The 25,732-nt window shown below is 43.1% G+C and carries 24 protein-coding genes; 4 read left to right on the top strand and 20 right to left on the bottom strand.

The features are described from left to right. Complete coding sequence (locus DBT_RS08280) at window positions 1–813, top strand: L-histidine N(alpha)-methyltransferase (protein ID WP_067619059.1); 813 nt, start codon at window positions 1–3, stop codon at window positions 811–813. Here DBT_RS08280 and DBT_RS08275 read toward each other — a convergent pair. The 6 genes from DBT_RS08275 to DBT_RS08250 form a co-directional block, all read right to left on the bottom strand. Next, a complete protein-coding gene (locus DBT_RS08275) occupies window positions 794–997 on the bottom strand; it encodes a hypothetical protein (RefSeq protein WP_067619057.1) in 204 nt (67 codons plus the stop codon). The genes DBT_RS08280 and DBT_RS08275 overlap by 20 nt on opposite strands. Further along, window positions 976–2,592 (bottom strand): hypothetical protein, encoded by a 1,617-nt coding sequence (locus DBT_RS08270; protein ID WP_067619054.1) that lies wholly within the window; start codon window positions 2,590–2,592, stop codon window positions 976–978. The genes DBT_RS08275 and DBT_RS08270 overlap by 22 nt, the downstream gene beginning before the upstream one ends. Window positions 2,593–2,601: 9 nt before the next feature. Further along, entirely contained in the window at window positions 2,602–3,375 is a 774-nt protein-coding gene (locus DBT_RS08265) for an ABC transporter ATP-binding protein (RefSeq protein ID WP_067619051.1), read from the bottom strand. Beyond that, the gene (locus DBT_RS08260; RefSeq protein ID WP_067619049.1) at window positions 3,353–4,315 is read right to left on the bottom strand and encodes a branched-chain amino acid ABC transporter permease; all 963 of its coding nucleotides are present in this window, start codon (window positions 4,313–4,315) and stop codon (window positions 3,353–3,355) included. Before DBT_RS08260 ends, DBT_RS08265 begins: the two co-directional genes overlap by 23 nt. After that, a complete protein-coding gene (locus tag DBT_RS08255) occupies window positions 4,315–5,190 on the bottom strand; it encodes a branched-chain amino acid ABC transporter permease (protein ID WP_067619046.1) in 876 nt (291 codons plus the stop codon). The genes DBT_RS08260 and DBT_RS08255 overlap by 1 nt, the downstream gene beginning before the upstream one ends. 217 nt (window positions 5,191–5,407) lie before the next feature. Further along, entirely contained in the window at window positions 5,408–6,559 is a 1,152-nt protein-coding gene (locus DBT_RS08250; RefSeq protein WP_067619113.1) for an ABC transporter substrate-binding protein, read from the bottom strand. Between the two features lie 544 nt (window positions 6,560–7,103). Between DBT_RS08250 and DBT_RS08245 the strand changes: the two genes are divergently transcribed. The 3 genes from DBT_RS08245 to DBT_RS08235 are packed head-to-tail and all read left to right on the top strand — an operon-like array spanning window position 7,104 to window position 10,815. Then, on the top strand, window positions 7,104–7,802 hold the full coding sequence (locus DBT_RS08245; RefSeq protein ID WP_067619045.1) for a Crp/Fnr family transcriptional regulator: 699 nt from the start codon (window positions 7,104–7,106) through the stop codon (window positions 7,800–7,802). Between the two features lie 15 nt (window positions 7,803–7,817). Further along, window positions 7,818–8,687, top strand: a complete 870-nt coding sequence (locus tag DBT_RS08240) for an HDOD domain-containing protein (RefSeq protein ID WP_067619041.1) — start codon at window positions 7,818–7,820, stop codon at window positions 8,685–8,687. Between the two features lies 1 nt (window position 8,688). Then, window positions 8,689–10,815 (top strand): ATP-binding protein, encoded by a 2,127-nt coding sequence (locus tag DBT_RS08235; protein ID WP_067619037.1) that lies wholly within the window; start codon window positions 8,689–8,691, stop codon window positions 10,813–10,815. A gap of 151 nt (window positions 10,816–10,966) precedes the next feature. Here DBT_RS08235 and DBT_RS08230 read toward each other — a convergent pair whose 3' ends face one another. From DBT_RS08230 to cysS, 14 genes are all read right to left on the bottom strand, one after another. Next, window positions 10,967–11,740, bottom strand: a complete 774-nt coding sequence (locus tag DBT_RS08230) for an ATP-binding cassette domain-containing protein (protein ID WP_067619032.1) — start codon at window positions 11,738–11,740, stop codon at window positions 10,967–10,969. Beyond that, entirely contained in the window at window positions 11,730–12,395 is a 666-nt protein-coding gene (gene modB / locus DBT_RS08225) for a molybdate ABC transporter permease subunit (RefSeq protein ID WP_067619029.1), read from the bottom strand. The genes DBT_RS08230 and modB overlap by 11 nt, the downstream gene beginning before the upstream one ends. Window positions 12,396–12,401: 6 nt before the next feature. After that, window positions 12,402–13,151 (bottom strand): molybdate ABC transporter substrate-binding protein, encoded by a 750-nt coding sequence (gene modA / locus DBT_RS08220; RefSeq protein ID WP_067619026.1) that lies wholly within the window; start codon window positions 13,149–13,151, stop codon window positions 12,402–12,404. Between the two features lie 406 nt (window positions 13,152–13,557). Continuing rightward, window positions 13,558–13,965, bottom strand: coding sequence for a hypothetical protein (locus tag DBT_RS08215; protein ID WP_067619023.1), 408 nt, complete (start codon window positions 13,963–13,965; stop codon window positions 13,558–13,560). Between the two features lie 93 nt (window positions 13,966–14,058). Next, window positions 14,059–14,532, bottom strand: a complete 474-nt coding sequence (locus tag DBT_RS08210; protein WP_067619020.1) for a MarR family winged helix-turn-helix transcriptional regulator — start codon at window positions 14,530–14,532, stop codon at window positions 14,059–14,061. After that, complete coding sequence (gene cmk / locus DBT_RS08205; RefSeq protein WP_067619017.1) at window positions 14,525–15,172, bottom strand: (d)CMP kinase; 648 nt, start codon at window positions 15,170–15,172, stop codon at window positions 14,525–14,527. Before cmk ends, DBT_RS08210 begins: the two co-directional genes overlap by 8 nt. A 383-nt stretch (window positions 15,173–15,555) precedes the next feature. Next, the gene (gene pstB, locus DBT_RS08200) at window positions 15,556–16,329 is read right to left on the bottom strand and encodes a phosphate ABC transporter ATP-binding protein PstB (protein WP_083186714.1); all 774 of its coding nucleotides are present in this window, start codon (window positions 16,327–16,329) and stop codon (window positions 15,556–15,558) included. Window positions 16,330–16,462: 133 nt separating this feature from the next. After that, the gene (gene pstA, locus DBT_RS08195) at window positions 16,463–17,308 is read right to left on the bottom strand and encodes a phosphate ABC transporter permease PstA (protein ID WP_067619011.1); all 846 of its coding nucleotides are present in this window, start codon (window positions 17,306–17,308) and stop codon (window positions 16,463–16,465) included. Beyond that, window positions 17,305–18,231, bottom strand: coding sequence for a phosphate ABC transporter permease subunit PstC (gene pstC, locus DBT_RS08190; protein WP_067619008.1), 927 nt, complete (start codon window positions 18,229–18,231; stop codon window positions 17,305–17,307). The genes pstA and pstC overlap by 4 nt, the downstream gene beginning before the upstream one ends. Then, window positions 18,218–19,150, bottom strand: a complete 933-nt coding sequence (bioB, locus tag DBT_RS08185; protein WP_067619005.1) for a biotin synthase BioB — start codon at window positions 19,148–19,150, stop codon at window positions 18,218–18,220. The genes pstC and bioB overlap by 14 nt, the downstream gene beginning before the upstream one ends. After that, window positions 19,108–20,475, bottom strand: a complete 1,368-nt coding sequence (gene bioA / locus DBT_RS08180) for an adenosylmethionine--8-amino-7-oxononanoate transaminase (RefSeq protein WP_067619003.1) — start codon at window positions 20,473–20,475, stop codon at window positions 19,108–19,110. The genes bioB and bioA overlap by 43 nt, the downstream gene beginning before the upstream one ends. Window positions 20,476–20,477: 2 nt before the next feature. Continuing rightward, window positions 20,478–21,221 carry a dethiobiotin synthase gene (gene bioD, locus DBT_RS08175; RefSeq protein ID WP_161939941.1) on the bottom strand — a complete coding sequence of 248 codons (744 nt, stop codon included), beginning with the start codon at window positions 21,219–21,221 and terminating at the stop codon, window positions 20,478–20,480. Between the two features lie 341 nt (window positions 21,222–21,562). Further along, complete coding sequence (gene murJ, locus DBT_RS08170) at window positions 21,563–23,224, bottom strand: murein biosynthesis integral membrane protein MurJ (RefSeq protein WP_083186713.1); 1,662 nt, start codon at window positions 23,222–23,224, stop codon at window positions 21,563–21,565. Continuing rightward, a complete protein-coding gene (cysS, locus tag DBT_RS08165; RefSeq protein ID WP_067618991.1) occupies window positions 23,203–25,563 on the bottom strand; it encodes a cysteine--tRNA ligase in 2,361 nt (786 codons plus the stop codon). Before cysS ends, murJ begins: the two co-directional genes overlap by 22 nt. Between the last annotated feature and the right edge of the window lie 169 nt (window positions 25,564–25,732).

Genomic DNA, 25,732 nt, shown 5'->3' with positions numbered 1-25,732 from the left:
TTGAAAAAGGCGATTGAAAGGTCATTTTCCAGGGCCTCTAAGACGTATTCTTCCTCCTCATATGTACAGACAGAGGTTGGGCTAAGACTTATTTCAGACCTTTTCCCCGTTATGGAAAGACGAGAAGGGAAAAAGCGGCTTCTCGATCTTGGATGCGGTAGCGGGCAATTGACAAGTCTTTTAGTAGACGCCTTTGATATGGCTGAGGTTACCTGTGTTGACCTTTCTCATGAAATGCTCTTACAGGCAAGGGCTCAAATAGAAAAAAAGGTACAGCAGGTCAGATTTCTTAGGATGGATATCGAGCATGTTCCAAGCGTACTTGGAAAAGAGCGATTTGATCTCATATTTTCCAATAGTGTTCTCCATTGGCTTGAAGATATCGAGTCCACTCTTCAAGGCATTAAGGGGTTGTTGACACAAGATGGGGTGTTTGCATGTACCATTTTTACCAATGGATCTTTAAGGCAATTAAATCAATGTCTTGAGCTTACAAGGGGGGAGAGCACAGTCGCATCCAAATTTAGGAGCTTTCAGGAAGTGGAAGCCCTTTTGACAGGCGTGTTTAGGCCTTTGGTCTGTGAGAAGATTACGTTTATCAGGGCCTATAAGAATATTTTAGAACTGCTTAGAAATCTCAAACGCTCAGGGGTAAATCCTTCTTGCCGAAAAAAGGATTCATTCTTTTTAAAAGAAGATTTGAAAAGACTCGAAGACTGTTTTTTGAGGCGATTTGCAGGAATAGTGGTGTCATTCGAAGTGGTAGTCTTTATAGGGACACAAATCTCGAACTCTATTGTAAAAAGTCCCTAACGATATGAAATATATAGAATAAAATCCATGTAGATACTGTGATGGCAATCCCAATACCACAATATTTTTTAATTAATGCCGATTGGAATTCCTTTAACAGGAGATTGTCTACCTCGCTGATCAGGTTATCGATTTTATTTTCCCAGTTAGAGACCAGCGACTCTAGGTCTTCCATCTCTTGCATTTTTTTATATTGCGCAGCTCTTTTATCTTTTTAGTCAGGTCTTCTAGCTCGTTCAGGCACTTATTTCTCAAAGGATTGAGTTTGGGAGTCGATGGTATCTTTTTGAGGCAGAATATCATTCGTTTTCGTGCCTTGACCAGTCTGTTGTAGAGGATTTTATAATTCTTGTTTACTTCATCATACAGCTGGTTCCACAGTGCCATTAGTTCATTATGGGCCTGTTGAAGGCCCACAATGCCCATTTCTGGTATGCGTCCGTTAATGTCTCTAAATTTTACCAAGATATGATTGAAATTTGCCTTTGGAAATGCCCTCTTTGTCTGCGAAATCAATGTTTCCAATGAAATCACATCCTGGTCAACTTGGGTCTCAAGGTCATTTAGTTTCTGCCGAAATTTGTCTTCTACTTGGGATGCATTTCCAATGATTAGTGGTTCACAAATAAGATTTACAAGCCAGTGGTTATCTTGAGCAAGAGAGAATATGGCATTTTTTGCCCCTCTATGATTTCTTTCTATGCTGAAAATTATGGCGTCCCAGTATTGAATCAATTTGTCTTTGGGTAAAGTGGCCTTGGCCCTGTTTATGGAGGATCTGGCCCTATCCAGGGCCCCAAGTATCAATTGAAGCCTACTTTGAAGTAGGGCGCTATAGGCCCTTTGATTAGGGACTTTTGAGATGGCTTCTGCCCTCTGAAATGCCTCGAATGCCTCCTCGACCTCTCCTTCATATAGTCTTGTAAGTCCCTTTAAAATGTCTACTAAGATTTCAGGCTGATCCGGCGCCTTTTCATCCAATAGCAAATGTAATGTCTCCAGGTCTCCTGAGGCTATAGCATCAAAAAGTTTTTTTATATGGCCTGATAGCTCTTCAATGGCCAATTGATTATTGGAAAGGGTATCTGGTCTTTGGGAGCCAAAGACTTTAATGGCGAATGCCGGCCTAAAAGGGTATCTCAAGTCTTCAAGAATCGAGTAAAGACCTTCTAGGAAGGAGAGGTTTTTATTTTCTCCTTTTATTATATTTTTCCAAATAGTGGGTGAGTATTTACAGAATTTTTCAAGTATTATTTGGCCATTTCCTAGACCATTGAAAAAGGCGCTACAATTTTGGGTCTTATGATATCTACTTCCACAGAAAAAACATTCATTTTTATATGGGCCTACCAGGTATATTAGACGATATGGAAAATAAAGGTTGTTGATGGGGAACTGATGAGCCGCATTTACAACGCAATAGTTGTATAACCAAGGCTCTTTTTTAGGGAAACTATCATTGGCCTTGACCAGTAGATAACCTGGCGGTGCAATCTGCCAGCAACTCTTTTCTGGTTCGGCACCCTCATGGGCCACCATTTGAAGTGGAATCACTGGGACCGCTGTTGGTACAAATTGTGTCTTCCTAAGGGCGGTGCTCAAGCCCTCCAAAGATACTAGGAGTTCTTGGGCAGATGAAAACTTGGTAGTAAAGGAATTGGCATCTAACTGTGTCTTAGGCTGAACAATCCAAGATTTTACAAAGGACCAAAATTCGCTTGCATCAGGATAGGGCAGTATCCTAAAGAGTCCTGGAACGAGCCTAATTGAAAGATTCATGAGTGCAGTCTATTGCGTCTCATCCCCTAAGTATGCAGCTATTACCCGCGGATCTTTCTGAATCTCCGTTGGAGTGCCCACAGTAAGACACTCTCCATATACTAAAACCAGAATTCTATGGGAACACTCCATAACAAGAGACATATTATGTTCAACCAATAATACAGTGATACCCTGTTTTGATATTTCTTCAATAAGAGAACGCATTTCCAGGGTTTCCGTGTCGTTTAAACCGGCAGCAGGTTCATCCAATAGGATGAGCTTTGGATTTGCAGCAAGGGACCTTGCTATTTCAAGCCTTTTCAAATATCCATATGGCAAAATATTGGCCGGTTGTTCAGCTACATCTTTCAATCCTACGAATTCCAGGGCCTCGTAGGCCCATTTGCGTATGGCCTTTTCTTCCCTTAAGATTTTGGGGAGCCTCAGACAGGCACTCAACATGCCAGATGTAGTCCTGGTGTGACACCCCACCATTACATTTTCCAATACGGTCATGTTCATAAAGATCTGCAGGTTTTGAAATGTACGCTGGATGCAGAGTCTTGCAATCTCAAAGGGTTTTTTGGTGGTTATGTCTATTCCTTCAAAGAGGATGGCGCCGGTATCTGCTGTAAATACACCAGTGAGCAGATTGAAAAGAGTGGTTTTCCCCGCCCCATTTGGGCCAATGACAGAAAAAATTTCTCCTCTATTTACTGTAAAAGAGATATCCCTTAAGGCTTGGACTCCGCCAAAGGCCTTGGAGATGCTGCGTACCTCAAGCAGTTGTCCTTCTTGCATGAGATCTTCCCTTTATTAAGTGTTCCAGCAATTCCGAAAATGATACAAAGACTCCTTTTGGAAGGAATATCATTATCACCATCAAAATGGCACCGTAGATTAGCACTTCCAATTCCTCAAAATGGACCAATATTTCAGGCAATATCGTGAGTATCAGTGCGCCAAATACTGCGCCAAAGGTGGAACCAAGTCCTCCCAATACCACCATGGTTACCAGTTCGACAGAGAAGGCAAAACTGCAGGAATCTGGACTAATAAAGGCCTGTTGATGGACAAACAGGCTTCCTGCAATAGATGTGATCACTGCTGAGAGGATAAAAACCTGGGCCTTGGCAGAAGAGGTATCAATCCCCAGGGTTTGCGAGGCGATTTCGCTTCCATGTATGGCCCTCAACGCCCTTCCCATCCTTGACTCTCCAAGGTTTAGGGATATCCATATGGTGGCTGAGGCTATTATGGCCAACAAGAAATACCATTCTATGTCTGAGTCAAAGTCATAGCCAAGTATTTGTAGTACTGGTATGCCTGATAGGCCGTCTGGTCCGCCAGTTAACCACTCTTCCTGGACCAAAATTATATGAATAATTATCCCTAGTCCAAGGGTAGCCATGGCAAGATAATGGCCCTTTAGTTTAAGTATGGGTTTTGAGAGAAGAAATGACAGAATCCCTGTTATGATGGCACCTATGCAAAGGGCTATTAAAGGATGTAGGCCATAGCTGGTAGTGAGTACGGCGGAGGTGTATGCGCCAATTCCAAAAAAGGCAGCGTGCCCCAGCGATATCTGTCCAGCGTAACCCATAAAGAGATTAAGAGACACTGCAAGTATAATGTTGAAGAAGGCGGTTGTGCCAACAACGCTCACGTAATAATTTTCTGGGAACAATAGCCCGAGACCTATAGAAATGACAAGGAAAACATAAAGCCCCAATAGTCGCATCAGACTCGCTCCATCCCAGATTTTCCAAATAGTCCAGTGGGCTTGAAAAAGAGGACTAGTAGTATGATAAAGAAACTTATTGCATCCTTATACCCTGAGGAGATAAAACCTGCTCCCAGGGACTCTACTATCCCGAGAATCAGGCCTCCAATTACCGCTCCCATGGAGTTTCCCATACCCCCTAAGATAGAGGCGCAAAATCCTTTGAGCCCTAGCATGACTCCGGCGCCGTAGGTCATATAGGTAATGGGTGCTATGAGAACTCCGGCTATGCCGCCAAGTAGGGCAGAGATTCCATATGCTATGAGTAGCATCTTTTTCACTTCTATTCCCATCAAGTAAGCGGCCTTTTTGTTATATGAGCAGGCTAAAATGGCCTTTCCGATCAGGGTATTTTGAAAGAAGTAGCGAAGTCCTATAACGAACACACAGGTTCCGGCGATAATCCAAAGGCTCTGAGGCAGTACTGTGACATTTCCGATCTTTATGGGGTCATCACCTGAAATGGGTGGAAATCCATAGATATCTTTCCCCCAGATCAGGAGTGCAGCTCCTCGTAAAAAAATGGATGCCCCAATAGTGATGATAATGGTTGTTACCACAGTGGCATTTCTTGCCTGTTCTATTGCAAGTTTCTCAAGGGCCATTCCAACCAACATGCTAATCAAAACTGCGATTATGATAGCAAGAAAATATGGGACACCGCTCATGTGTAGAAAAATGGCGCTCATGGCCCCTATCATTACGAATTCGCCCTGTGCGAAGTTTACTACGTCCGATGCATTGTAAATTAGAGCGAATCCGAGGCCCACTAGTGCATATATCGAGCCGACGGTTATGCCTGTAATGAGGAACTGAATAAATTGGTCAAACATCTCGTTACCTATTCACAAAACTCTCCATTCGTCGTTTTTACCGAGTTAGAGAGTAATCAGTGATTTTCAATATCGAGGGTAGGAAAGTAACCTAAATCCTGCAATTGGCAAGTTTATCGTCGCTGTTTAGCAAATTTATTTTCCATTGTAATGGATTTGCAGGATTAGGGGTTAAGGACTGAGGACAAAATAGCGTCCTCAGTCCTTCTATTTCTTTTTAGTCTACAAGTATCCAGTCTCCGTTTTTCACCTCGAGCATTTTGAATGCACTGAGATCGAGACCCAGATGGTCTGTTGGACTCATGTTGAAGATACCACCGGTTCCAATGAAATTTTTGGTCCTTTCGATTTCGTCTCTTATCTTTGCCTTGTCAAGGGAATTGGCCCTGTCTATGGCCTCTAAGACAATAAAGAGTCCGTCATAGGCGTGGCCACCAAATGTTGAGACTGGGCCGTATTTGGCCTCGTATTTGGTCTTGTAATCCATAAGGACCTTCTTTTGTGGATCGTTATCTGGGAGCTTTTCAGCCACAAGGAGGGCAGCAGCAGGGAACCTCACACCATCAGCTGCCTTGCCGGCAAGTTCGATGAACTTCCTTGAGGCTACGCCGTGAGACTGATAAAGAGGGAGTTTAATACCAAGTTGTCTCACGTTCTTGGTGACGATGGCCGGGGCCTTTCCAAAACCGAAGTTCAAGATGGCCTGTGCATCTGTGGAACGTATTTTTGTAAGCTGTGTAGTCATATCTGTGTCGGAGTTGGAGTATTTTTCGTCAGCTACGATTTGGATTCCATACTTGGGTGCGAGATCGAGGCACTGTGCGCGGCCAGATTTATCAAAACCACCGTCTCCGGTAATGAGTGCGACTTTGGTTATCCCACGTTTTTTCATGTCTTCAAAAATCTTTGCAGCAGCCATTCTGTCTGTATGCGGGGTTTTGAATACCCATTTTTTGACTGGCTGAATAATCTTGATTGAGCCTGCAAGAGAAATAAATGGAATCCTTGCCCTTTCTATAATGTCTATAACTGCCAGAGTGGTGCCGGAGGTACTTCCGCCAATTATGACGTCTACTCTATCCTTTTTGATTAGGCGCTTTACTACATCCTTGGCCTCCTTTGCCTTTCCTCCGGTATCATAGTAGATTAGTTCAACCTTATGGCCGTCGATACCGCCCTTGGCGTTTACTTCCTCAATGTACATCTTGAGGGTCTTTAGCTCTGGATCACCAAGAAAAGAAGCTGGGCCAGTGAGTGCTAGAAAAGAACCGATTTTTATGGGTCTATTGGCAAAAGCCCCAGATGGAAGGACAAATAGCCCCAAAAGAAAAAATAACAGAAGACCACGGAAAAGCTTAGAAACTTTCATCATCCCTCTTAAGCCTCCTTAAAATGATTCTATTAAATCCTGCAATCAGCTGTGGGGATTGGCCTTGTATGGACCTCATATTCCCTTCATTTTAAAAAATGTGGTGTCCTTGACTCAATACCACAGCTGTTAGTGTAAATTGAGCAAGCTCAAAATGTATTTTGGCTTGCATAGAACTGCAGAATTTAGATTTGTTGCATCCTAAGTAATATTAGTCGTGCTGTCAAGAAATGAGTTTTTTGCTGAAATTTAACGTGAAATTGAGGCTTATTGAGGGTCGGAACACAAAAAATGTGCTTGACAGGCCTTCATCTAATCTTAGGCCAGGGATCATTTTTTTCTAATGATTTTTTCAACGAGGCCGAAAAACATCAGGACACTAGAAGAAGAAGGACCGATCGTTTTAGCCTTTTGTGGAAATTGGGAGATCTTGGGCTAAGAAGGCAAAATCTTTATATAAAGATTTGACTTAGAATAGGTTTATTGTATTTAGAGATTGTAAGGTTTATGATTAATTAATTCTTAAAGGAGCCTGGTATCATTTATGGATAGTGTTTTAAAGGCTTTTTTAAAAAAGACAGTGCTATTTTCTGGTCTTAGTGAAGAAAATCTCCAGCTCTTTCTAAAAATTGCCGCAAAAAAGGTCTTTAAAAAGGGCGAGATGATATTTTCTGAAGGTGATGCTGCAACTGGATTTTATGTGGTCCTTAATGGTTTTGTTCGCATATTTAAGGTGTCAAATCAAGGTCGTGAACAGACCCTTCATATATTAGGTCCTGGGGAGCCTTTTGGAGAAGTAGCTGTTTTCGTGGGTATAGAATATCCGGCCTTTGCAGCGGCCATGGAAAAGTGCGAGACCTTATTTTTCCCAAAAGATTCATTTATCGCAATGATAAAAGAACACCCCTCCATTGCGCTCTCCATGCTAGGTGTCCTTTCCATGCGATTGAGGTCTTTTACAAGGATGATCGAAGATCTGGCCCTTAAAGAAGTGCACCAAAGACTGGCAGCCTACCTTTTAGCTCTATCTGGCCTGGGAGACGGTAAAGAGGCCAAGGAAATCAGGTTGAACGTCTCAAAAAATCTTCTATCCACTATACTTGGTACCTCTCCTGAAACATTGTCCAGGGCCTTTAAAAAGATGGAGGAAAATGGGCTCTTAGAGAGACACAATGACGTCATCCAAATAAAAAATTTTGAGCTTCTTTCCGACCTCGCTGAAGGGCTCGATAAATTGACGTAAAGACGGGTATCTAGCATGGATAAAAAGTTAGAGTTAAGTCTAAGGATACTTAATGTCGAAAGTCTGCCTTCCCCACCTCAGGTCATTGCAAAATTGATTGAAATATTTCCAGAGTATGAGGGAGATATTGATGAATTAGAAAAGACCATCTCTGTAGACCCTGGTATCACTGCTCAGGTCCTAAGAATTGCCAACAGTGCCTATTTTGGTTTTTCTGGCCGTATCTCCACAGTGTCAAAGGCAATACTTTTACTTGGACCTAAAGAGGTGTGGAATATTGCCCTAGGTGTGGCCTTGCAACAGCAGTTTTCCAAGATCTCATTCTCCCCCTCGTTCAACTTGGAACAGTTTTGGCTACATTCTTTTTTTACTGGGATTATAGAAGATTACATGGCAAGGGGAATTGGCGATGCTTCAGAGCCTTTTCACGATGCCATGAGTTTTGGGCTCCTACATGATATCGGCAGGCTCATAATGGCCTCATACTATATGGATGAGTACGAACAAATTCAAAGTCTAATCAAACGTGAAGGGCTTTCAGCAATTGAGGCAGAAAGTAGAGTGGGTCTTCTACATACAGAAGTGGGTAAGTGGCTTGTAAGAAAATGGCAGTTACCCAAAGATCTAGAGAAAGCAGTTGCTGAACACCATTTCGTCCCCTCTGGATCAGGCCCCCTGTCATTTAAAGGCGTATTTACAGGGATTGCAAACTTAGTATCCAAAACTGCCCTTGGCCGAGAGGATTCTGACAGTCTTGAGGAGGAATTGGAGGCTATCAGGAATCAATATCCTTGGACAAAAAAAATTCTAAACAATACAATCGATAATGTCGATATGTTGTTGGGTAAGGCAGAGGATGTGCTAAAGATGATTTCAGGTGGTTAAAATGAACTCTCCCGACTCCAAAAAAAAAGAGGCCATTTCTCGGGTCTTAACCTATTTTAAGGATTCATATGACATTCATAGCAGAAGTCTTGGCATAATCTTAAATCTCATCCATATTGCTAAAGACACTAGAGATCTGGTACAGGGTGCCCAAAAGATCGTTGATTGCCTTTCCCTTGAACTCGGTTTTGAAAACACATCTATCCTACGTTATGACTCTTCAGATGATTCCCTGAAGCTTTTGGCTGCAAAGGGGCTTTTGGATCATTTCGATGTTGGATCTTCAATAGAATATAACAGAGATCTCAAATTTAAGCGCGATGAAGGTATTGCCTGGAAGGTCTTTGATTCAAAGGAACCCATTTTTATTGAAGATACTAATGACACACACGTGCCCTTATTGGATGGGATTAATGCTGTCAATATTCGTTCCTTGGCATGTCTTCCAATTGGTGAACTAGGGGTCTTGAATCTTAGTAATTCTGTGCCCAGAAGCTTTAATGTTCGTGAACGGCAGGACCTTGTCATAATCACGCAGGTAATTGCCAATTTCCTCGAATCGATTGACTTGAAGGGAAAGCCCATATTATCACACCTTCACGTTCAAAAGCTCATCGAGACAAAGACGAAAGAAATTTCCAACAGTAAAAAAGAATTACAGGACGCACTCAAAATACTAGATGGAATTATCCGAGGTGTGCCCCAAGGTTTGGCACTGCTCAATCCTGCTGGAAGAATTTATTCTGTTAACGAAGCCCTGATCATACTGACCAATAGCACTGCAAAGGGCCTAATTGATCAGCCATTCGAGCGTCTTTTGCACAGGCAATGTGATGTTCAGGCCATAAGAGCAGCCATTAAAGATGGCAGGATGACAGAAATTAACGCTGGTATTCTAAGGGCCTTTGACGGAGAGCTTATACCTGTAGATATCTTCTATCATCCTTTTCATCTTGAGGATCACTGCATTGTCGGAATGATCATCTTCCATGATCTGAGAGGGCAAAAAAAGCGCCTTGAAGAGATGGTTCAAATAGAGAAGATGAAGGCCCTTGGTTTAATGGCTCAAGGCGTTGCTCACGATTTTAACAACATTTTGGCAATGATCATGGGAAATGTTGAAATCCTCATGGAGGAGATAGACAATTCCGATCACTTGAAAAGGTTGGAACGGATCAAGACTGCCGTTTCAGATGGCTCACACATTGTAAAAAGACTAAATGCCTACGTTGGTAAGAAGTACCCACAACCTGAGACCAAGGTTGATGATTTAAGACAGCTTGTAGAACAGGTCATTGAGTTTGTCAGTCCCCGAATAAAAGAGTGTGTAGAGAGAATTGGAATACCAATTGAAATTAGAAAAAATATAGAAGATGTAGGGCAAATTCTCATCTCACCTGAAGACCTTAAAGAGATATTGGCCAATTTGATCTTTAATGCCATCGATGCCATGCCAAAGGGCGGGATAATAACCATTTCTGCTAGAAGGGAATCTGGCCAAGCAATAATCGAGGTGGAAGATACAGGTATAGGAATACCAGAGGAAGAAAGAGATAAAATTTTCGACCCATTTTATACCACAAAGGGAGTGAAATCCTCTGGCCTTGGGCTCTTTGTTATACAAGGACTGTTAAAACAGATAGGAGGCAGGGTTTGGTTTGAATCTGAAGTTGGAAAAGGCGCCAGGTTTGTAATTGAATTGCCAATTTTTCAATCCAAGAAGTGTGAAGCCAATTGCAAAAATTCTGATTCAGAGTCAGAAGTCAACGTGCCACGGCTCAGGGTATTGGTGGTAGACGATGAGTTTATCATTGTAGAGTTATTGACAATGCTCTTAGAGAAAATGGGACATTTTGCCAAGGGAATTACTGATCCTGGAGAAGTAAAAAGAGTCATTGAGCAAGAAGAGTTTGATCTGGTATTAACGGACCTGGGAATGCCTGGGATGAGTGGATTCGATGTGGCTTCCATGGTCAAGAAAAAGGATCCGAAGGTCAAGGTGGTGCTTATTACTGGGTGGGGAGCTGAATACGAAGAAAAAGATTTGAAGGATAAGGGTATTGATGGGTTATTGAGTAAACCCTTTAAATCCAAAGACCTCCAGGCTATTCTAAAGCGTCTCTTTTAAAAAGGTATTCTCCATTTTCAGTACACTTTAGGCGTCTATGGCTCTATCCTCAGCTCGATCGACATGGATGGATGGATCATAAATTTCTATGGCTATGAGAAGCTGCCTAAATTGGCAGCTCTCAGCGCCTCGTGGCACTTATGCCAAGAGCCTAGATGATTCGGACCAACTCATTGTAGTGGTGTTCAGCCTGAATCCCAGGATAAGACAGAGTGGTTTCGCCCTTAGGGGCATCAGGAGATGGTGCACTTGAAGGTGAGTCTCCGTGCCAACAGGTAGATAGGAATCGGGAGAGCCATTCTGGGGCCATCTTTCCCTGTTCGATGGGCAACATCTCATCAGCCAGAAATTGGGCCTCATTGAGGTCGTGGGTTACCATGACAATCGGTATGGAGAGACGGCCTTTGAGGGATTTTAGTTCCTCTCTTAACTTTTGTCGTGTAGCTATGTCGAGTGCTGAGAAGGGTTCATCGAGTAAAAGGACGCTGGGTTTTCTGGCCAGTGCCTGAGCCAGGGCCACTCTCTGGCGTTCTCCACCTGAGATCTGATGCGGTTTTCGTCTTCTTAGATGCCCTATCCCCAGCAGCTCAATCAGTTCTTCCACCTCCTTTAGGTCATCAGCGGCAAAGGCTATGTTTTTCTCCACAGTCAGGTGGGGAAAGAGACTATATTCCTGAAAGACGTACCCCAGTCTCCTCTTTTGAGGGGGCACCCAGATGCCTTTCTTTGTATCGGACCAAACAATCCCGTTACAGGCAATAAAACCACTATCTGGGCGTTCAAGCCCAGCAATTGAGCGCACTATAGTGGTCTTACCAGCACCAGAGGGGCCTATTAGTGCCAGAAGGCTGCCATTAGGACACGAGAATGAGATATCAATGTCGAACCCTGAGAGTTTTTTGTATATTTTTACTTTAAGTTCCATGGCTATTCCTCCGGTTCAATGAATTTACGGCCACTAAGACCAGGTAGCTTGTTACTGCTAGGGCAAGTGAAAGCATATTGGCATCACTGTATCTCAGTGACTCCACGTATTCATAAATGGCTATAGAGGCCACCTTTGTCTTGCCAGGAATGCTACCTCCGACCATCAAGACCACTCCAAATTCCCCCATGGTATGGGCAAAGGTGAGGATGGCCGCAACCAAGATGCCGTTCAGACTGTTGGGAAGGATAACCTTGTAAAAGGTCTGAATCCGGGAACAGCCAAGTACATAGGCTGACTCCAGCATCCGGCGATCGATCTTTTCAAATGCAGCCTTAAGTGGTTGTACAGCGAATGGAAAACTATATACTAGGGATGCGATGACGATACCCGTAAAGGTAAAACAGAGCCTTTCGCCAGTAACCCTTTCCCAGAAGTGGCCAAGCACTCCGTTGGGCCCCATTATGATTAATAAGTAAAAGCCAAGGACAGTGGGTGGAAGTACCAGAGGCATACTGACCAGTGCCTCCAAATAGGGTTTGGCCGGTAATCTCACATAGGCAAAACAGTAGGCTATTGGCGCAGCAATAACCAAAAGTATGGCTGTGGTGACAAGGGCAAGTTTTGCAGTGAGATACAGAGGAGTCAAATCCATGTCTGATTACCTATAGCCGTATTTCATTAAGATGGGTTTTATCTCATCAGATCTTAGAAACTTGATAAACAGTTCTGCAGCATGTCTGTTCTCAGTCCTCTTGAGTATGCATGCCTTTTGCACTACTGGTGGCGCCTCAGGAATGGGCCAGTAACACCCTCTCTTGCCTTCTTTTGAAAGGGCATAGGAAAGTGCTGTAAAACCAACGTCTGTGCTTCCCATCTCTGCGTATTGAAATGCCTGGCTTACTGAGTGGCCAAATATCAATTTTGGGTAAATCTGTTCCCAGATACCTGTTTTTTTCAGGGCATTGGCAGCAGCCTCACCATATGGAGCTGTTATCGGGTCTGAGATACTAATTTTTTTTAGACTGTTTTTCTTTATGACATCCTGCCAAGATTGTTCACTACAAAGAGCCTTTATTCGTGTCCACAGCACTGCCTGTCCACGGGCATATATAACTGGCTTTTCTGCTAATCCTTCTTTGTAAAGCAGATCTGGCCTGCGGCAGTCCGCCGCAAGAAAAACATCGAAAGGCGCACCGTTTTTTATCTGTGCATAGAATTTTCCTGTGGCAGAATATGTAGGCCTTAACAATATTGTAGTCTTCTTTTCAAAAATGTAGGCAAGTTCCTCCATAGGCCTTTCAAAATTGGCAGCAACTGCGACATTTAGACTTGTGCTATCTGCTGCTGAAACTGAACTAATACCCAATAATACGAGAATTACGAACCAGAGTGTCCCAAATCGCCTCATGATCATACCTCCTTTTTTTTCTTAATATTTTCTATAGGGGCAAAATTTGTACCAAAAGCATTATACCCATTTGGGAATAACGATCAAGGCATTTTAACTCCTGTGGAATTTATTAGGATTGAGACGATGTTTTCCTAACGAGATACTTCAACCCAAACTTTCGTGACGAACGAATTCGTCACCACCGTATAAAAGTTTTGAGTTTTGAGTTGAAGGAAAAGAGCTTTGGATGTTTTGAGTTTTGAGTTGAAGGAAGAAAATTTTGAACCTTGCCCTCCAGCCTCTGGCTTTTGTACAGGCAGGGCTTGCTTCTACCTTCTCCCTTCTGCCTTCTACCTGTTTACTAGTCTAGGAAGAAGGTAGAAGCCTTTTAAATCAAATGGCAACTGCCATTTACTTTAGGCTATCACCCATAGCCGTGAATATAGTAGCCGTAGGTTGCAAAGGCGCGAATTAGATCTGCCTTTGTGGCATCGTCAAGGCTATTGAAAAATTTATTGAATCCTTCAACAGAGGCATTGTCTCCACATGTAAGGTCTCGGAGTTCTATTTTTTGAAAGGGCGTTAGATTGGTTGCCACCATCAAGATCTTGTCGATATCGCCTGCGCACAGACTATCTCTTACCTTGGAGTGCTTTTGAGTACCTAGGTAGATATAGCCTTGGTATCCGGCCCTTTCTTCAGGGGTGCCTTTACTGCATATCACCCCCTTTGGAGCACATGAAATGAATAAAAATGGAATCGACAGTAGGAGGCCAAGGATACTTACCTTGCTGAATATAATCTTTTTGCTGAAATCTTTTTTTATAGTCATAATACTTTTCAGCCTCCTTAAAATTAGTATGCTAATTTTAACTACAAAATAAACATGCCTCGAAAGGCATGCAAGTAAAATTTTTATGATTTTTTATTGTAGATTTTCTAAGTTTTGCCAGATTCTGAAGAGCGTACTGCGAAGATTCTCTATTTGATCCTTTGTGAGCCCCTTTGTGGCCTCTTGATGTACTGCAAATCCGATTTCATCCACGAAGTCCCTCATCTTCTTACCTTTGGGTTTAAGGTGAATATGATAGGCTCTTCTATCGCTTGGATCACGTCTTCTTTCAATAATATTGGCCTCTTCCATCCTATCAAGTGTCCTTACGAGGGTAGGGCTTTCAATATAGAGCCTATGGGCAAGCTCAGTTTGAGTAATACCCTCTTCTTCCAAGAGTTTGGCAAGGACACAGAACTGGGCACTTGTGAGACCATGGGCTTCGAGTTTTTTGTCAAATGCCTTTTGAAATACCCTTACCAATCTGTTGGCAATAAAACCAAGACATTCGTCTATGCTAAAACGATTTTGCTCTTCGCATATTTTTGAATTCTTTTTCCTAGCCACGATCCATACTCCTTATTATTTCAGTTAATACCTCTTCTATAGTTTTACCAGTGGTATCAACCACTACGGCATTTTTGGCGACCTTTAATGGGGCGATTGAACGACCGCTGTCTTGTTTATCTCTGCTTTTTATTTGATACAATATAGTTTCATATAACACCTTTTCACCTTGGGTTTCAAGCTGTTTTTTTCGTCTCCTGGCCCGTTCTTCTGGTGATGCTGTTAGAAAGAATTTATAGGGCGCTTCTGGGAAGACTACTGTTCCCATATCGCGACCTTCTGCAACAATATCACGGCCTTCTGCAAAGTCTCTCTGTAGTTTTGTTAAAAATTCCCTTACACAAGGAAGTTTGGATACCGTTGATGCAAGGAGGTCAATTTCTGGCGTTCTAATGAGATGAGAGACGTCTTCTGCATTTAAAAAGGTCCTATCTCCTCTAAGGTCAATACTGAGTGTTGGAAGCAATTTTCTTACTGACTCTTCGTCGTTTGGATCCAAATTTTTTCGATGAACCGCCAGTGCCACAGCCCTATACATTGCACCTGTATCCAGGTATTGAAAATCGAGTCTCTCAGCAAGGAGTCTGGCAATGGTGCTCTTTCCAGAGCCTGCTGGTCCATCGATAGCGATAACAGTCACATTCCCCTCCTAGAAAATCCTGCCTCACTGAAAGTGAAGCAGTGTTCAGCTATCATTAATATTAGCTCATTATATAGTCAAGTTTACAGATTAAATTCACATGTTAGCAAATAAATTGAATGTATTTTTTGTCACATTTTATAGTAAGCCTTAACTCCTTCTACACTCATTAGATGAACATAGATACACACAAAAAATATATTTTTATTTATCTTCAAGAGTGTATATATTCAAAATATTGAATATCTATTGCTATGTTTTAAACAGAAAACATTTTTACTCTTTGTCCCATTGGAAATGGGGATAAACTTTCAATATTAATCCATATGAACTGTAATCAATTTGGAAAAACTTGCTATGTGCTACATAACTAATGGCATAGATTAACCGAAACGCCCAGTAATGTAATCCTCTGTTTCTTTCTTAGACGGGGCTGTGAAGATACTTTCGGTGGGTCCAAATTCTACACATCTTCCAAGGTAGAAGAAGGCAGTGTAGTCAGACACCCTTGCTGCTTGTTGCATGTTGTGGGTGACAATGACTATTGTAAATTTCTCTTTGAGTTTATCAATTAGTTCTTCAATCTTATATGTGGCCACAGGATCGAGGGCAGAACAGGGTTCATCCATCAATATGACCTCTGGTTCAACTGCAATGGCTCTAGCTATACATAGCCTTTGTTGCTGACCACCAGAAAGGTCTGTTCCCATGGCATTTAAATTGTCTTTTACTTCGTCCCACAACGCAGCACCACGGAGTGCCTCTTCTACTCTTCCTTCCAATTCAGACTTGGGCATTTTAGCCTTCAATCTCAGTCCATAGGCTACGTTGTCAAAGATACTCATTGGAAAAGGGGTTGGCTTTTGAAACACCATCCCAACTCTTGTTCTCAACTCAATCAAGTCAACATCTTCAGCCAAAATATTTTGGCCCTCAATGATGATCTCTCCACTGGCACGTTGGTCTGGATAAAGAGAAAACATTCGATTATACGTGCGGATGTGGGTGGATTTGCCGCACCCTGAAGGCCCTATGAATGCAGTCACCTTTCTTTCAGCAATGTCGAGGTTATTATCGAATAGCGCCTGAAAAGAACCATAAAAAAAGTTTAAGTTCCTAACCTTTATCTTTACGGGAACATTACTGGGAAGTAGCATCATGACCTCCAGAGTTTTATCACTTTTTTAACTAGTTAATCCATCATGATAAATCTATGTACATAGTGGTAATTTTAATTACCAAATGAGTGGCTATAAAATTGTAGGGGCAGGCTGAATGAGTCAACTGCATCTATTTTTTGCTACCTCTCTGTGCAAACAATCTCGAGAGTATGTTAATAGCGAGAATTGCAGCAGTTATTAAAAAAGCACCACCCCATGCCTTTGCCTGCCAATCTTCATAAGGACTCATTGCATAATTAAAAATGGTAACTGTTAGATTCGCCATGGGTTCAGTGAGGCCGCTGGGCCAATACGGACTATTGAGTGCGGTAAATAGAAGCGGAGCAGTTTCTCCTGAAACGCGCGCAACGGCAAGTATCACTCCTGTAATCATGCCAGTCTTTGCCGCCCTGTATACTATACTCACTACCATTTTCCAATATGGGGTACCTAGGGCCAGGGCAGCTTCTCGGAGTCCTACTGGGACTAGCCTTAGTATTTCCTCTGTAGTCCTGGTTATTACAGGCAACATTATGATCCCAAGGGATACCCCACCAGCAAGTCCTGAAAAGCTCTTCATTGGGACCACCATAATGGAGTACACAAAGACGCCAACTACGATGGAAGGTGCGCTAACAAAGGTATTTGTAATGAAACGTATTAGATCAGCAAAACGACCGTGTCCGAATTCTGACAAATAGGTACCTGCAAGTATCCCTATTGGCACTCCTAGGACCATTGCCAAAAGAGTGATTATTATGCTGCCGACTATGGCATTGGCAAGACCGCCTCCTGGTTCGCCAGGTGGTGTTGGAAGCTCAGAAAAAAATTCCCAATTTACAGATGATATCCCCTTTCCCGTTATTTCCCAAAGGATCCAAACGAGGAAAAAGATACCAATTAAGGCAGACACGCTCGCGCAAATGAGTGCCACGAGATTTACAAATTTTCGCAGTGATCTTGACCTTAATGTCATCTAGATTTTCCTCCAGGGCTACTCTTATTGAGCCACCATTCTGCCAAACCAAGTATGATGAAGGTGATCATAAAGAGGACAAGACCAAGCTCTATCAGTGCAGACAAATAGAGTGGATCCGATGCCTCGGTAAATTCATTTGCAAGTGTTGAGGCAATTGTATTGGCTGGATCAAAAAGGGAAATGCTGAGTTCATGGGCGTTTCCAATCACAAATGTGACTGCCATTGTTTCTCCAAGAGCCCTCCCCAGTCCAAGAAACAATCCACCGATGACTCCCCGTTTGCTATAGGGAATGACCACATCCTTGACTACTTCCCATGTGGTGGCACCAAGACCATAGGCGGATTCTTTGAGCACCTGTGGCGCCATTAAAAAACAGTCTCTGATGACTGAGGCCATAAATGGAAGGATCATGATGGAGAGGACAAGACCTGCTGTAAACATTCCAACACCCATAGGTGGGCCGTCAAATAGAGGTATGAAACCGAAGTGTTCTGTGATCCATGGCTGCACGTGGTCAGCAAGTATGGGAGCAAGGGAAAAGAGCCCCCACATACCGTAAATTATACTGGGAATTGCTGCCAGTAGCTCAATTGCCGTACCAAAGATGGGTCTCAAGGAAAAAGGAGCAAGTTCCGTCAGAAAGATGGCAACCCCAATGGCTAGAGGTACGGCTATGATCATTGCAATGGCAGTGGATAAAACAGTGCCAACTATTGTGGTAAGTGCCCCGAAATTGCCCCTTACAGGGTCCCATTCCGTGGAAAAGAGGAAGCCAATCCCAAATTTTTGTATGGATGGCCATGCCTCCCACGTAAGGGAAATTAGCATTGCGCAAAGGAGTATCAGGATAAAGCTTCCGGAAAAGCGTGTAAGGAACTGAAATAAGAGCTCTGGTGTTCTGCCTCTATTTTTCAGCATTATCTCTAAACCTTTTCCAAAATTCTATTGCATCTCTTTTTAATCTTAAATCCAATTCTGGATCACGACCTGGAGTCGTAAGATATCCTCCAATCATCAATGCGTCTGCGCCAGCCATGAATGCCAAGGCCTGGAAGTCGCCTAGTCCTTCTTCTCTCCCTCCAGCCAATCTAATCGCTGGCGTCTTTAAAGTATGCCTAAACAGGGCAATGGTTTCAATAACCTCAAGTGGGGTGATGCTGGATGGTTTCCCCCCAAGTCTTGTACCCTCAATTGGCACTAGGATATTGATGGGGACAGAGTCGACTCCAATCTCTTTAAGTGTCTCAGCAATTGATATTCTATCTTTTTTAGTCTCTCCAATGCCCAAAATACACCCAGAGCAACACTCCAGTCCCACATTTTTGATACTCTTAATGGTGTTAATTCTTTCTTCAAAGGTATGGGTAGAGCAGATCGTTGGAAAATATTCCCTGGATGTCTCAATGTTGTGATGATACCTGCTGAGGCCTGCTTCCTTTAAGGCCCTGAGTCCATCTTCGTCTATGATTCCAAGTGAGGCACAGATTTTGATGTCTACCCTATCTTTTAGATATTTTATCGCCTCTATAACCTCAGCGAGTTCACTTTGGGTGGGACCACGACCACTTGCAACTAGACTAAAATGTGTAGCTCCTAATTCTTTTGCCCTTTGGGCGTGGCGCAAGATTTCTTCTTTTGACTTCAGTCCGAATACTGGAGCATTAGTCGTATGCCTTGCTGACTGGGCACAAAAGGCACAGTCCTCGCTACATTTGCCGCTTTTGACGTTCATTATAGAACACATGCCAAATTTTAGGCCTCTATGGGAAATCTTTACTAAGAGGGCCTGTTTTATTAACTCGAAAAAGTCTTCTTGCATGCCTCGAATGTTGTCCATAGTCTCTGGAGACAATCTTCAATTTGCCTTTTTGTAATACACTGTGGCAAGAATAGGTATGTTACATCCCCTAAGGGCCTTAAAATCAGTCCATGTTTAAGGCCTTCCTGATACACCTTCCAGCCAGCCCGGAACTCAGTTGGAAAAGGGGTCTTTGTCTCTTTATCTTTTACTAACTCAAAGGCCCAAACCATTCCTATCCCTCTAATATCACCTACAAATGGGAAATCCATGAATGCCTTTACGGAATTTTGTAATATAAGCTCTTTTGCTTTCACAGATTCAACTATGGGATTGAGCTTAAAAAGTTCCAAGGAGGCACGGGCAGCAGCAGTAGATAGCGGATTGGCTGTGAATGTGTGGCCGTGATAAAAGGTCTTCCCCTCTATATATTCAGCATAAAATGAATTAAAGACATCTTCAGTGGTCAAAGTGGCTCCTAGGGGTAGAATGCCGCCTGTAAGGCCTTTTGAGATGCATAAAAAGTCCGGGATTACGCCAGCCTTCATAAAGGCGAACATCTCACCGGTCCTCGCAAACCCTGTAGCCACCTCATCAAAGATAAGGAATATCTCTTTGTCTTTAATGAGGGCCTCGAGTCTCTTCAAATAGGTTTCGGGGTAAACAAGCATACCCCCTGCGCCCATTAATAGAGGTTCAAGAATGATTCCAGCAATTTGGTCCCTTTTTTCTTTTAGGATGTCTTCAAGGGGATTTAGGCAATCTATATCGCATTCTCCCTTTTCCTGGCCCATGGGACATCTGTAACAATAGGGGGCAGGTAATCTAATAGAATCAAAGGTGAGGGCATCAAAGGGCCCCTTGAATTGCGGGACGCCTCCCAGACTCATGGCCCCTATGGTATCTCCATGATAGCCATATTCCAAGGAAACAAAGGTGTTTTTCTCGCTAAATCCTGCGTGGTGCCAGTATTGAACAGCCATTTTTAGCGCAACTTCCACTGCTGTGGAGCCATTATCTGAAAAGAAGATGCGAGAAAGTCTTTTAGGAACGAACTCTCTTAGGAGTTCAGCAACCCTTATGGCTGGTTCATGTGTGGTGCCTGCAAAATGGACCTGATCTAGGATATTGATCTGTCTTGTTATGGCCTCTTTTATATGGGGGTGATTATGCCCATGGACAATGCACCACCATGAAGAGATGGTATCGTAGTATGCCTTACCATAGACGTCGTAGAGAAATACACCTTCACCCCTTTCAACGAAGAGGGGGTCCTTATGCTCAAAATCCTTCATCTGGGTATAGGGATGCCAGATGAAATCCCTATCTATGCTTATGAATTTTTTCGCTAAGTGTGTGTTCATAGTCAACTTTCATTTAATAGTTTTCTGGCCGCCACTATTACTTCATCAAGTGGAGAATTGTCAATGGATGAACTAAAATGTATTTTACAAAGAGGGCTAATTCCAGAAAATTGTTCAATAATTTTTAAATTGTCCATAAAAATTTTTGGGTCAGTTGGTTCTTGTTCATTCATTATGAGCCCTTTGAATTTTAAACCTTCTTGTTTTATGTAGTTTAGTGACAGCAGTGTGTGGTTGATGGTACCAACTCCTGCCCTGGCTACCAGTAGGACAGGGATATCCATTTCCTTTACAAACTGTGCCAACAATACATCTCTGGTAATTGGGACCAATAAACCACCAGCCCCCTCAATGATTAGGACTTCTAGTTGCTTTTTGAGGTCTAATGTGGCCTTTTTTAGTGTGTCTAACTCTATAATGGCTTGATCTTTTTCCGCTGCCAGGTGAGGGGAGGCCGGAATGGAAAAACAGTAGGGGGTTTCAAGGCTTCCTGGTAATGGAAAGTCCTCTCTTCCAAGTAGCCTGTAAACCATGCGGGCGTCATCTGAGAAATCTTTGTTCCCAGTGCTCACCCATTTCTGGTAGCCTACTTTTACTCCAAGCCTTTTAAATGCAAGACAGAGATGAGAGGCAACAAAGGTCTTTCCGCAATCAGTGTCCGTTCCAGAGACAAATATGATCATGCCAATACCTTTCTCCTTTGTCTGTTCTTTAAATCTGAATCCCCGGATTATGGACTTTGCCAAATTTGCAAGGCTGTGGGGGAAATGTAGAGCACTTACTATACAGCACTTCCACCCCTGGCAACACAGCGGATTTGCTAAAATTGGCAATCCACAATGTTGACTGATGCGTTAAAAATTCTAACAGGTTTGAATGGACTTAAAAAGTTAAATTTTACCCTATAGCCCTAAAATTCTTCCGGTTAGTTAATAGGTAGAAGGTAGAAGCAAGCCTTGCCTGTACAAAAGCCAGAGGATAGAGGCTGAAGCTATTATAAAAAGTTCGAGGTTCAAAGTTTTCTTCCTTCAACTCAACACTCAAAACTCAACACTCAAAACTTTTAAAACTGCTCAACACTTTTATACTAAAAGAGTCGTGCCGTAAGCATTCTTATAGAGCGAATACGCAATAGGTATGCCGATATGAAGTAGATGAATGCTCCTACAATTATAACAGCCAGAATCTCAAGTGCGTAGACTAGGGTTCCATTGTCTGGATCTATGAAAAAGGATAGCCTGCTTACTGCAAATCCCATGAGTAAGGAGGCAAAGAGTATTTTAAAACCCTCTACAAACAAGTTTCTCAAGGGAAAACCACCAATTTTCCTATAGAGTATTACTGTGAGAAAAGCGAAGTTCACTATCATTGTAATGGAGGTGGACAAGGCAATGGCCCTGTGCTGCATGGAACTCAAAGTTGCAAGGATTATAATGACATTTAATACGACTGCCATGAAACTCCCAGTGACAGGCCATTTTGTATCATTTAGTGCGTAAAAGGCTGGTACTACGATCTTTACTGAGGAGTAGGCAAAAAGGCCGATTGCATAAAGTCTCAGGGCCTGGACAGTCATTAATGTGTCAAAAGGGCGAAACTGTCCTCGTTCAAATATGAGCCTGACTATGGGTTCCCCCAGTACCCACAATCCAATAGAGGCAGGGATGGTAAGGGCCATTGAAAGTGTGAGTGATGAAACAAGTATGTCACCAAGGACCTTTAGATCCGTTCTGGCAGCCCCTTTTGCAAACCTTGGCATGGCAGCAATGGAAACGGCTACGCCGAATACACCAATGGGAAACAGAATAAGCCTGAAGGCGTAGTTGAGCCAGGCTACGCTTCCCTCTGCGCATCGTGATGCAAAGTTTGTGTTTATGAAGATGTTCAATTGGGTTGCAGACAGTCCTATTATGGCTGGAATCATCAACTTGAGAATCTTTTTTACCCCAGGGTGGAAAAGTACTGGCCTGAGTATGGAGATTGAGGAGTCTTTAAGAGATGGACGAAAAATTTTCACTAGAGGCGGTAGCTGAATTGCCATCTGGGCAATTCCGCCTATGAGTGTGCCTATGGCCATTCCAATGATTCCGTCTATTCCATGCCTGGGCAGATAAATAGCAAGGCCTCCTCCCACTAGTATGGAGGACAGATTGAACATGGCTGAGGCAAAGGCAGGGAGAAAAAAGTAAGACCTGGCGTTTAATATCCCCATGAAGACCGATGCAGTAGAGATGGCCAAGAGAAAGGGGAACATTATCTGTGTCATGACAGTGGTAAGTTCGACCTTGCCAGCTATTTGCTGAAATTCAGGTGCCATGAGGAGCACGAGCTCTTTTGAGAACAATATGCCCAAAAGTACAATTGTAGACACGATGACTGTGAGGACAGTGAGGACACTTGTGACGAGATGGAGGGTTTCTGCCTTGCTCCTCTTTTCATCGAATTCAGTAAAGACTGTGACAAATGCTGAGCTGAGTGCTCCCTCTGCAAAGAGATCCCTCAAGAGATTGGGTATTCGAAATGCCACAACAAAGGCATCCATCTGGGTCCCAGCACCAAACAGTCCGGCAAGGACCTGTTCTCTGACGAGTCCTAGGATGCGGGAGAAAAAAACAGCGCAGCTTACCTTACTAGCAGAACGGGCTAAGCTTGATTCCTTTTTTCCCTCTGCGTGTGGGCGCTTACAAGTCGCCCGTTCTCCTTTTTGGTCAAGGGAGCAGTTTCCTTTTAGTCTGTGACCATCCTCCACCTTACACCATGTGGGGTATCTAGAATCTCTATGCCCATCTGAGCAAGTTCATCTCGAATAGCATCTGCCTTGATCCAATCATTTTTTGAACGAGCTTGTTCTCTCATCTGGATGAGCTCTCGGACCTTGATGACATCGTCGTGGTCTGGAAATTTCAGATTCAGTATCGATAGGACTGAATCGAATTCTTTTAGTACTGATAAAAGCCGTTCGAGGCATGGTGTAGAAATCTCACCCTTTAAGATTATTGGATTAAAGTATCTTGCAAGTTGGAAAATGGACCCAATGGCCTTTGGGGTGTTGAGATCGTCGTTTATGCCTTCCCAGAAGGTATGCTCATATTTTTTGATTATTTCAATGAAATTATTTTCCTGTTCTGATGCAGGAATCTGCTCATTATCCTCGAGTTTTCTTTCCATGGTTAGGGAAATCAGGTCTCCAGTGAAGTTATCCAGTCTCTTCAATGCACGTATTGCCTCTTCAAGGTATGAAAATGAGAACTGGATGGGGCTTTTATAGTATGAACGTAAGAGGAAAAACCTTACCTGCCTTCCTGTATAACCCTTTTTTATGAGATCTTTTAGGGTCACGACATTTCCAGCAGACCTCGACATCTTTTTGCCATCGACGAATACGAGTTCACTGTGTAACCAAGTCTTCGCAAGAGACGTCCCATTTAGCGCCTTTGAGATGGCAATTTCATTTTCATGATGGGGGAACATGAGATCTGTACCGCTTGTGTGGATGTCGAAGAATTCCCCTAGATATTTCATGCTCATGGCCACGCACTCAATGTGCCAGCCAGGTCTTATTTTCCCCCACGGGCTTTCAAAGCCAATGCCCGCCTTTAGCTCCTGGAGGCTAATCCGCTTGAGAAGTGTAAAGTCCAAAGGACTGTCCTTATCATATTCGTCAAGGTCAACTGTTCTGCCCACAATTACCTTGTCTGTGTCTATATGGGTAAGGGCACCGTAACTAGGGAGTTTGGATATATCAAAATATACTGAACTGTGTTTTTCATAGGCCATGCCAGAGTCTATGAGACGCTTAGAGATATCAATCATTTCATTTATGTGTTCGCTGGCTTTAGGCAAATGTGTTGGGATTTTTATATTTAATGTCTTGGCATCTTCAAGAAAGCTTTTGATGTATTTTTCTGTAAAATCTTTTAAGTTTTGTCCAGACTTTAGGGCCCCATTAACGGTTTTATCGTCTATATCAGTAATATTCATTACATGGGTCACCTTATAGCCAATATGCTCCAGGACCCTTCTCAACAGATCAGCCACTACCATGCGCCTGCAAAGTCCAAGATGTGCGTGTTCATAGGCCGTTGGGCCACATGAATAAATACCCACTTTCCCCTTGGAGATTGGCTCAAATGGCTCTTTTTTGCGTGTTAGAGAATTGTAAAAACGTAGTACCCCAGACTTTTCCGTCTCAAATTCTCCAGGAACCTGGAACAATGAGGTACTGAGATACCTTTCTCCACCATCTGGGAATATGACAACAATTGTGCCACTTTTCATCTCGGAAGCCTCTTTGAGAGCCAGGCTGAGGGCGGCTCCGGAACTCATGCCTACAAATATTCCCTCAACCCGTGCGAGCTCGCGAGCGAGTTCAAAGGCCTCGTCATCATTTACAGTCCTTATGCGGTCTGCGATGCTCTTGTCATAAATTCCCGGTTTATATGATTCCTTCATATTCTTCAGGCCCTGGATGCGGTGGCCATAATTGGGTTCACCACCAACGATCCTGACCTTTGGATTTAGCTCTCGCATCCTTTTGGCTATGCCCATCAATGTTCCAGTTGTCCCCATGGTGGCACATATGCAATCTACTTTTCCCTGGGTCTGCTCCCATATCTCCATTGCAGTACCGTAGTAATGGGCCTTCCAGTTGTCGGGATTGTTGAATTGATCTGTGCAGAAATATTTTTCTGGCTCTTTGCGATAGAGTTCGTACACGGCCTCTATGGCACCATCAGTGCTGAGCCTCGCAGGTGTGAGCATTATCTCTGCGCCAAATGCCTGCATGATCTTTCGACGCTCAATACTTGCTGCCTCGCTCATGGCAATAAGGCATCTGTAGCCCTTAACAGCACACACCATGGCAAGGCCTATGCCAGTATTGCCGCTACTTGCCTCAAGGACTATTTTGTCTTTTGTGAGTTCCCCTCTTTTTTCGGCCCTTTCTATCATGGAAAGGGCGACCCTGTCCTTTACTGAGCCGCCAGGATTGAATCCTTCAAGTTTGGCGAGAATCTGGACGTTTTTATAAGGGTTAAGCTTCCGGATTGGAATGAGCGGGGTATTCCCAATTAGGTCTAGTACTGTCATAGTCCTATTTTTACTCAGTCCTCGTATTTCATTTTATTATAATCTGTTGCCTGGCCATTAATAGCCAAAAGCTGCGATAGCACCTCTCATATGCCTTCACAGTTTTTTTTAAAGCAAGGCGAAAGGTACTGCGAGATCGTTATCTCCTGTGCTGCAAGTCCTAGGCACT

The sequence above is a fragment of the Dissulfuribacter thermophilus genome, from assembly GCF_001687335.1.
Lineage (GTDB): Bacteria > Desulfobacterota > Dissulfuribacteria > Dissulfuribacterales > Dissulfuribacteraceae > Dissulfuribacter > Dissulfuribacter thermophilus.
The sequence above is the reverse complement of the archived record's forward strand: the minus strand, read 5'-3'. Positions and strand labels throughout refer to the sequence as shown.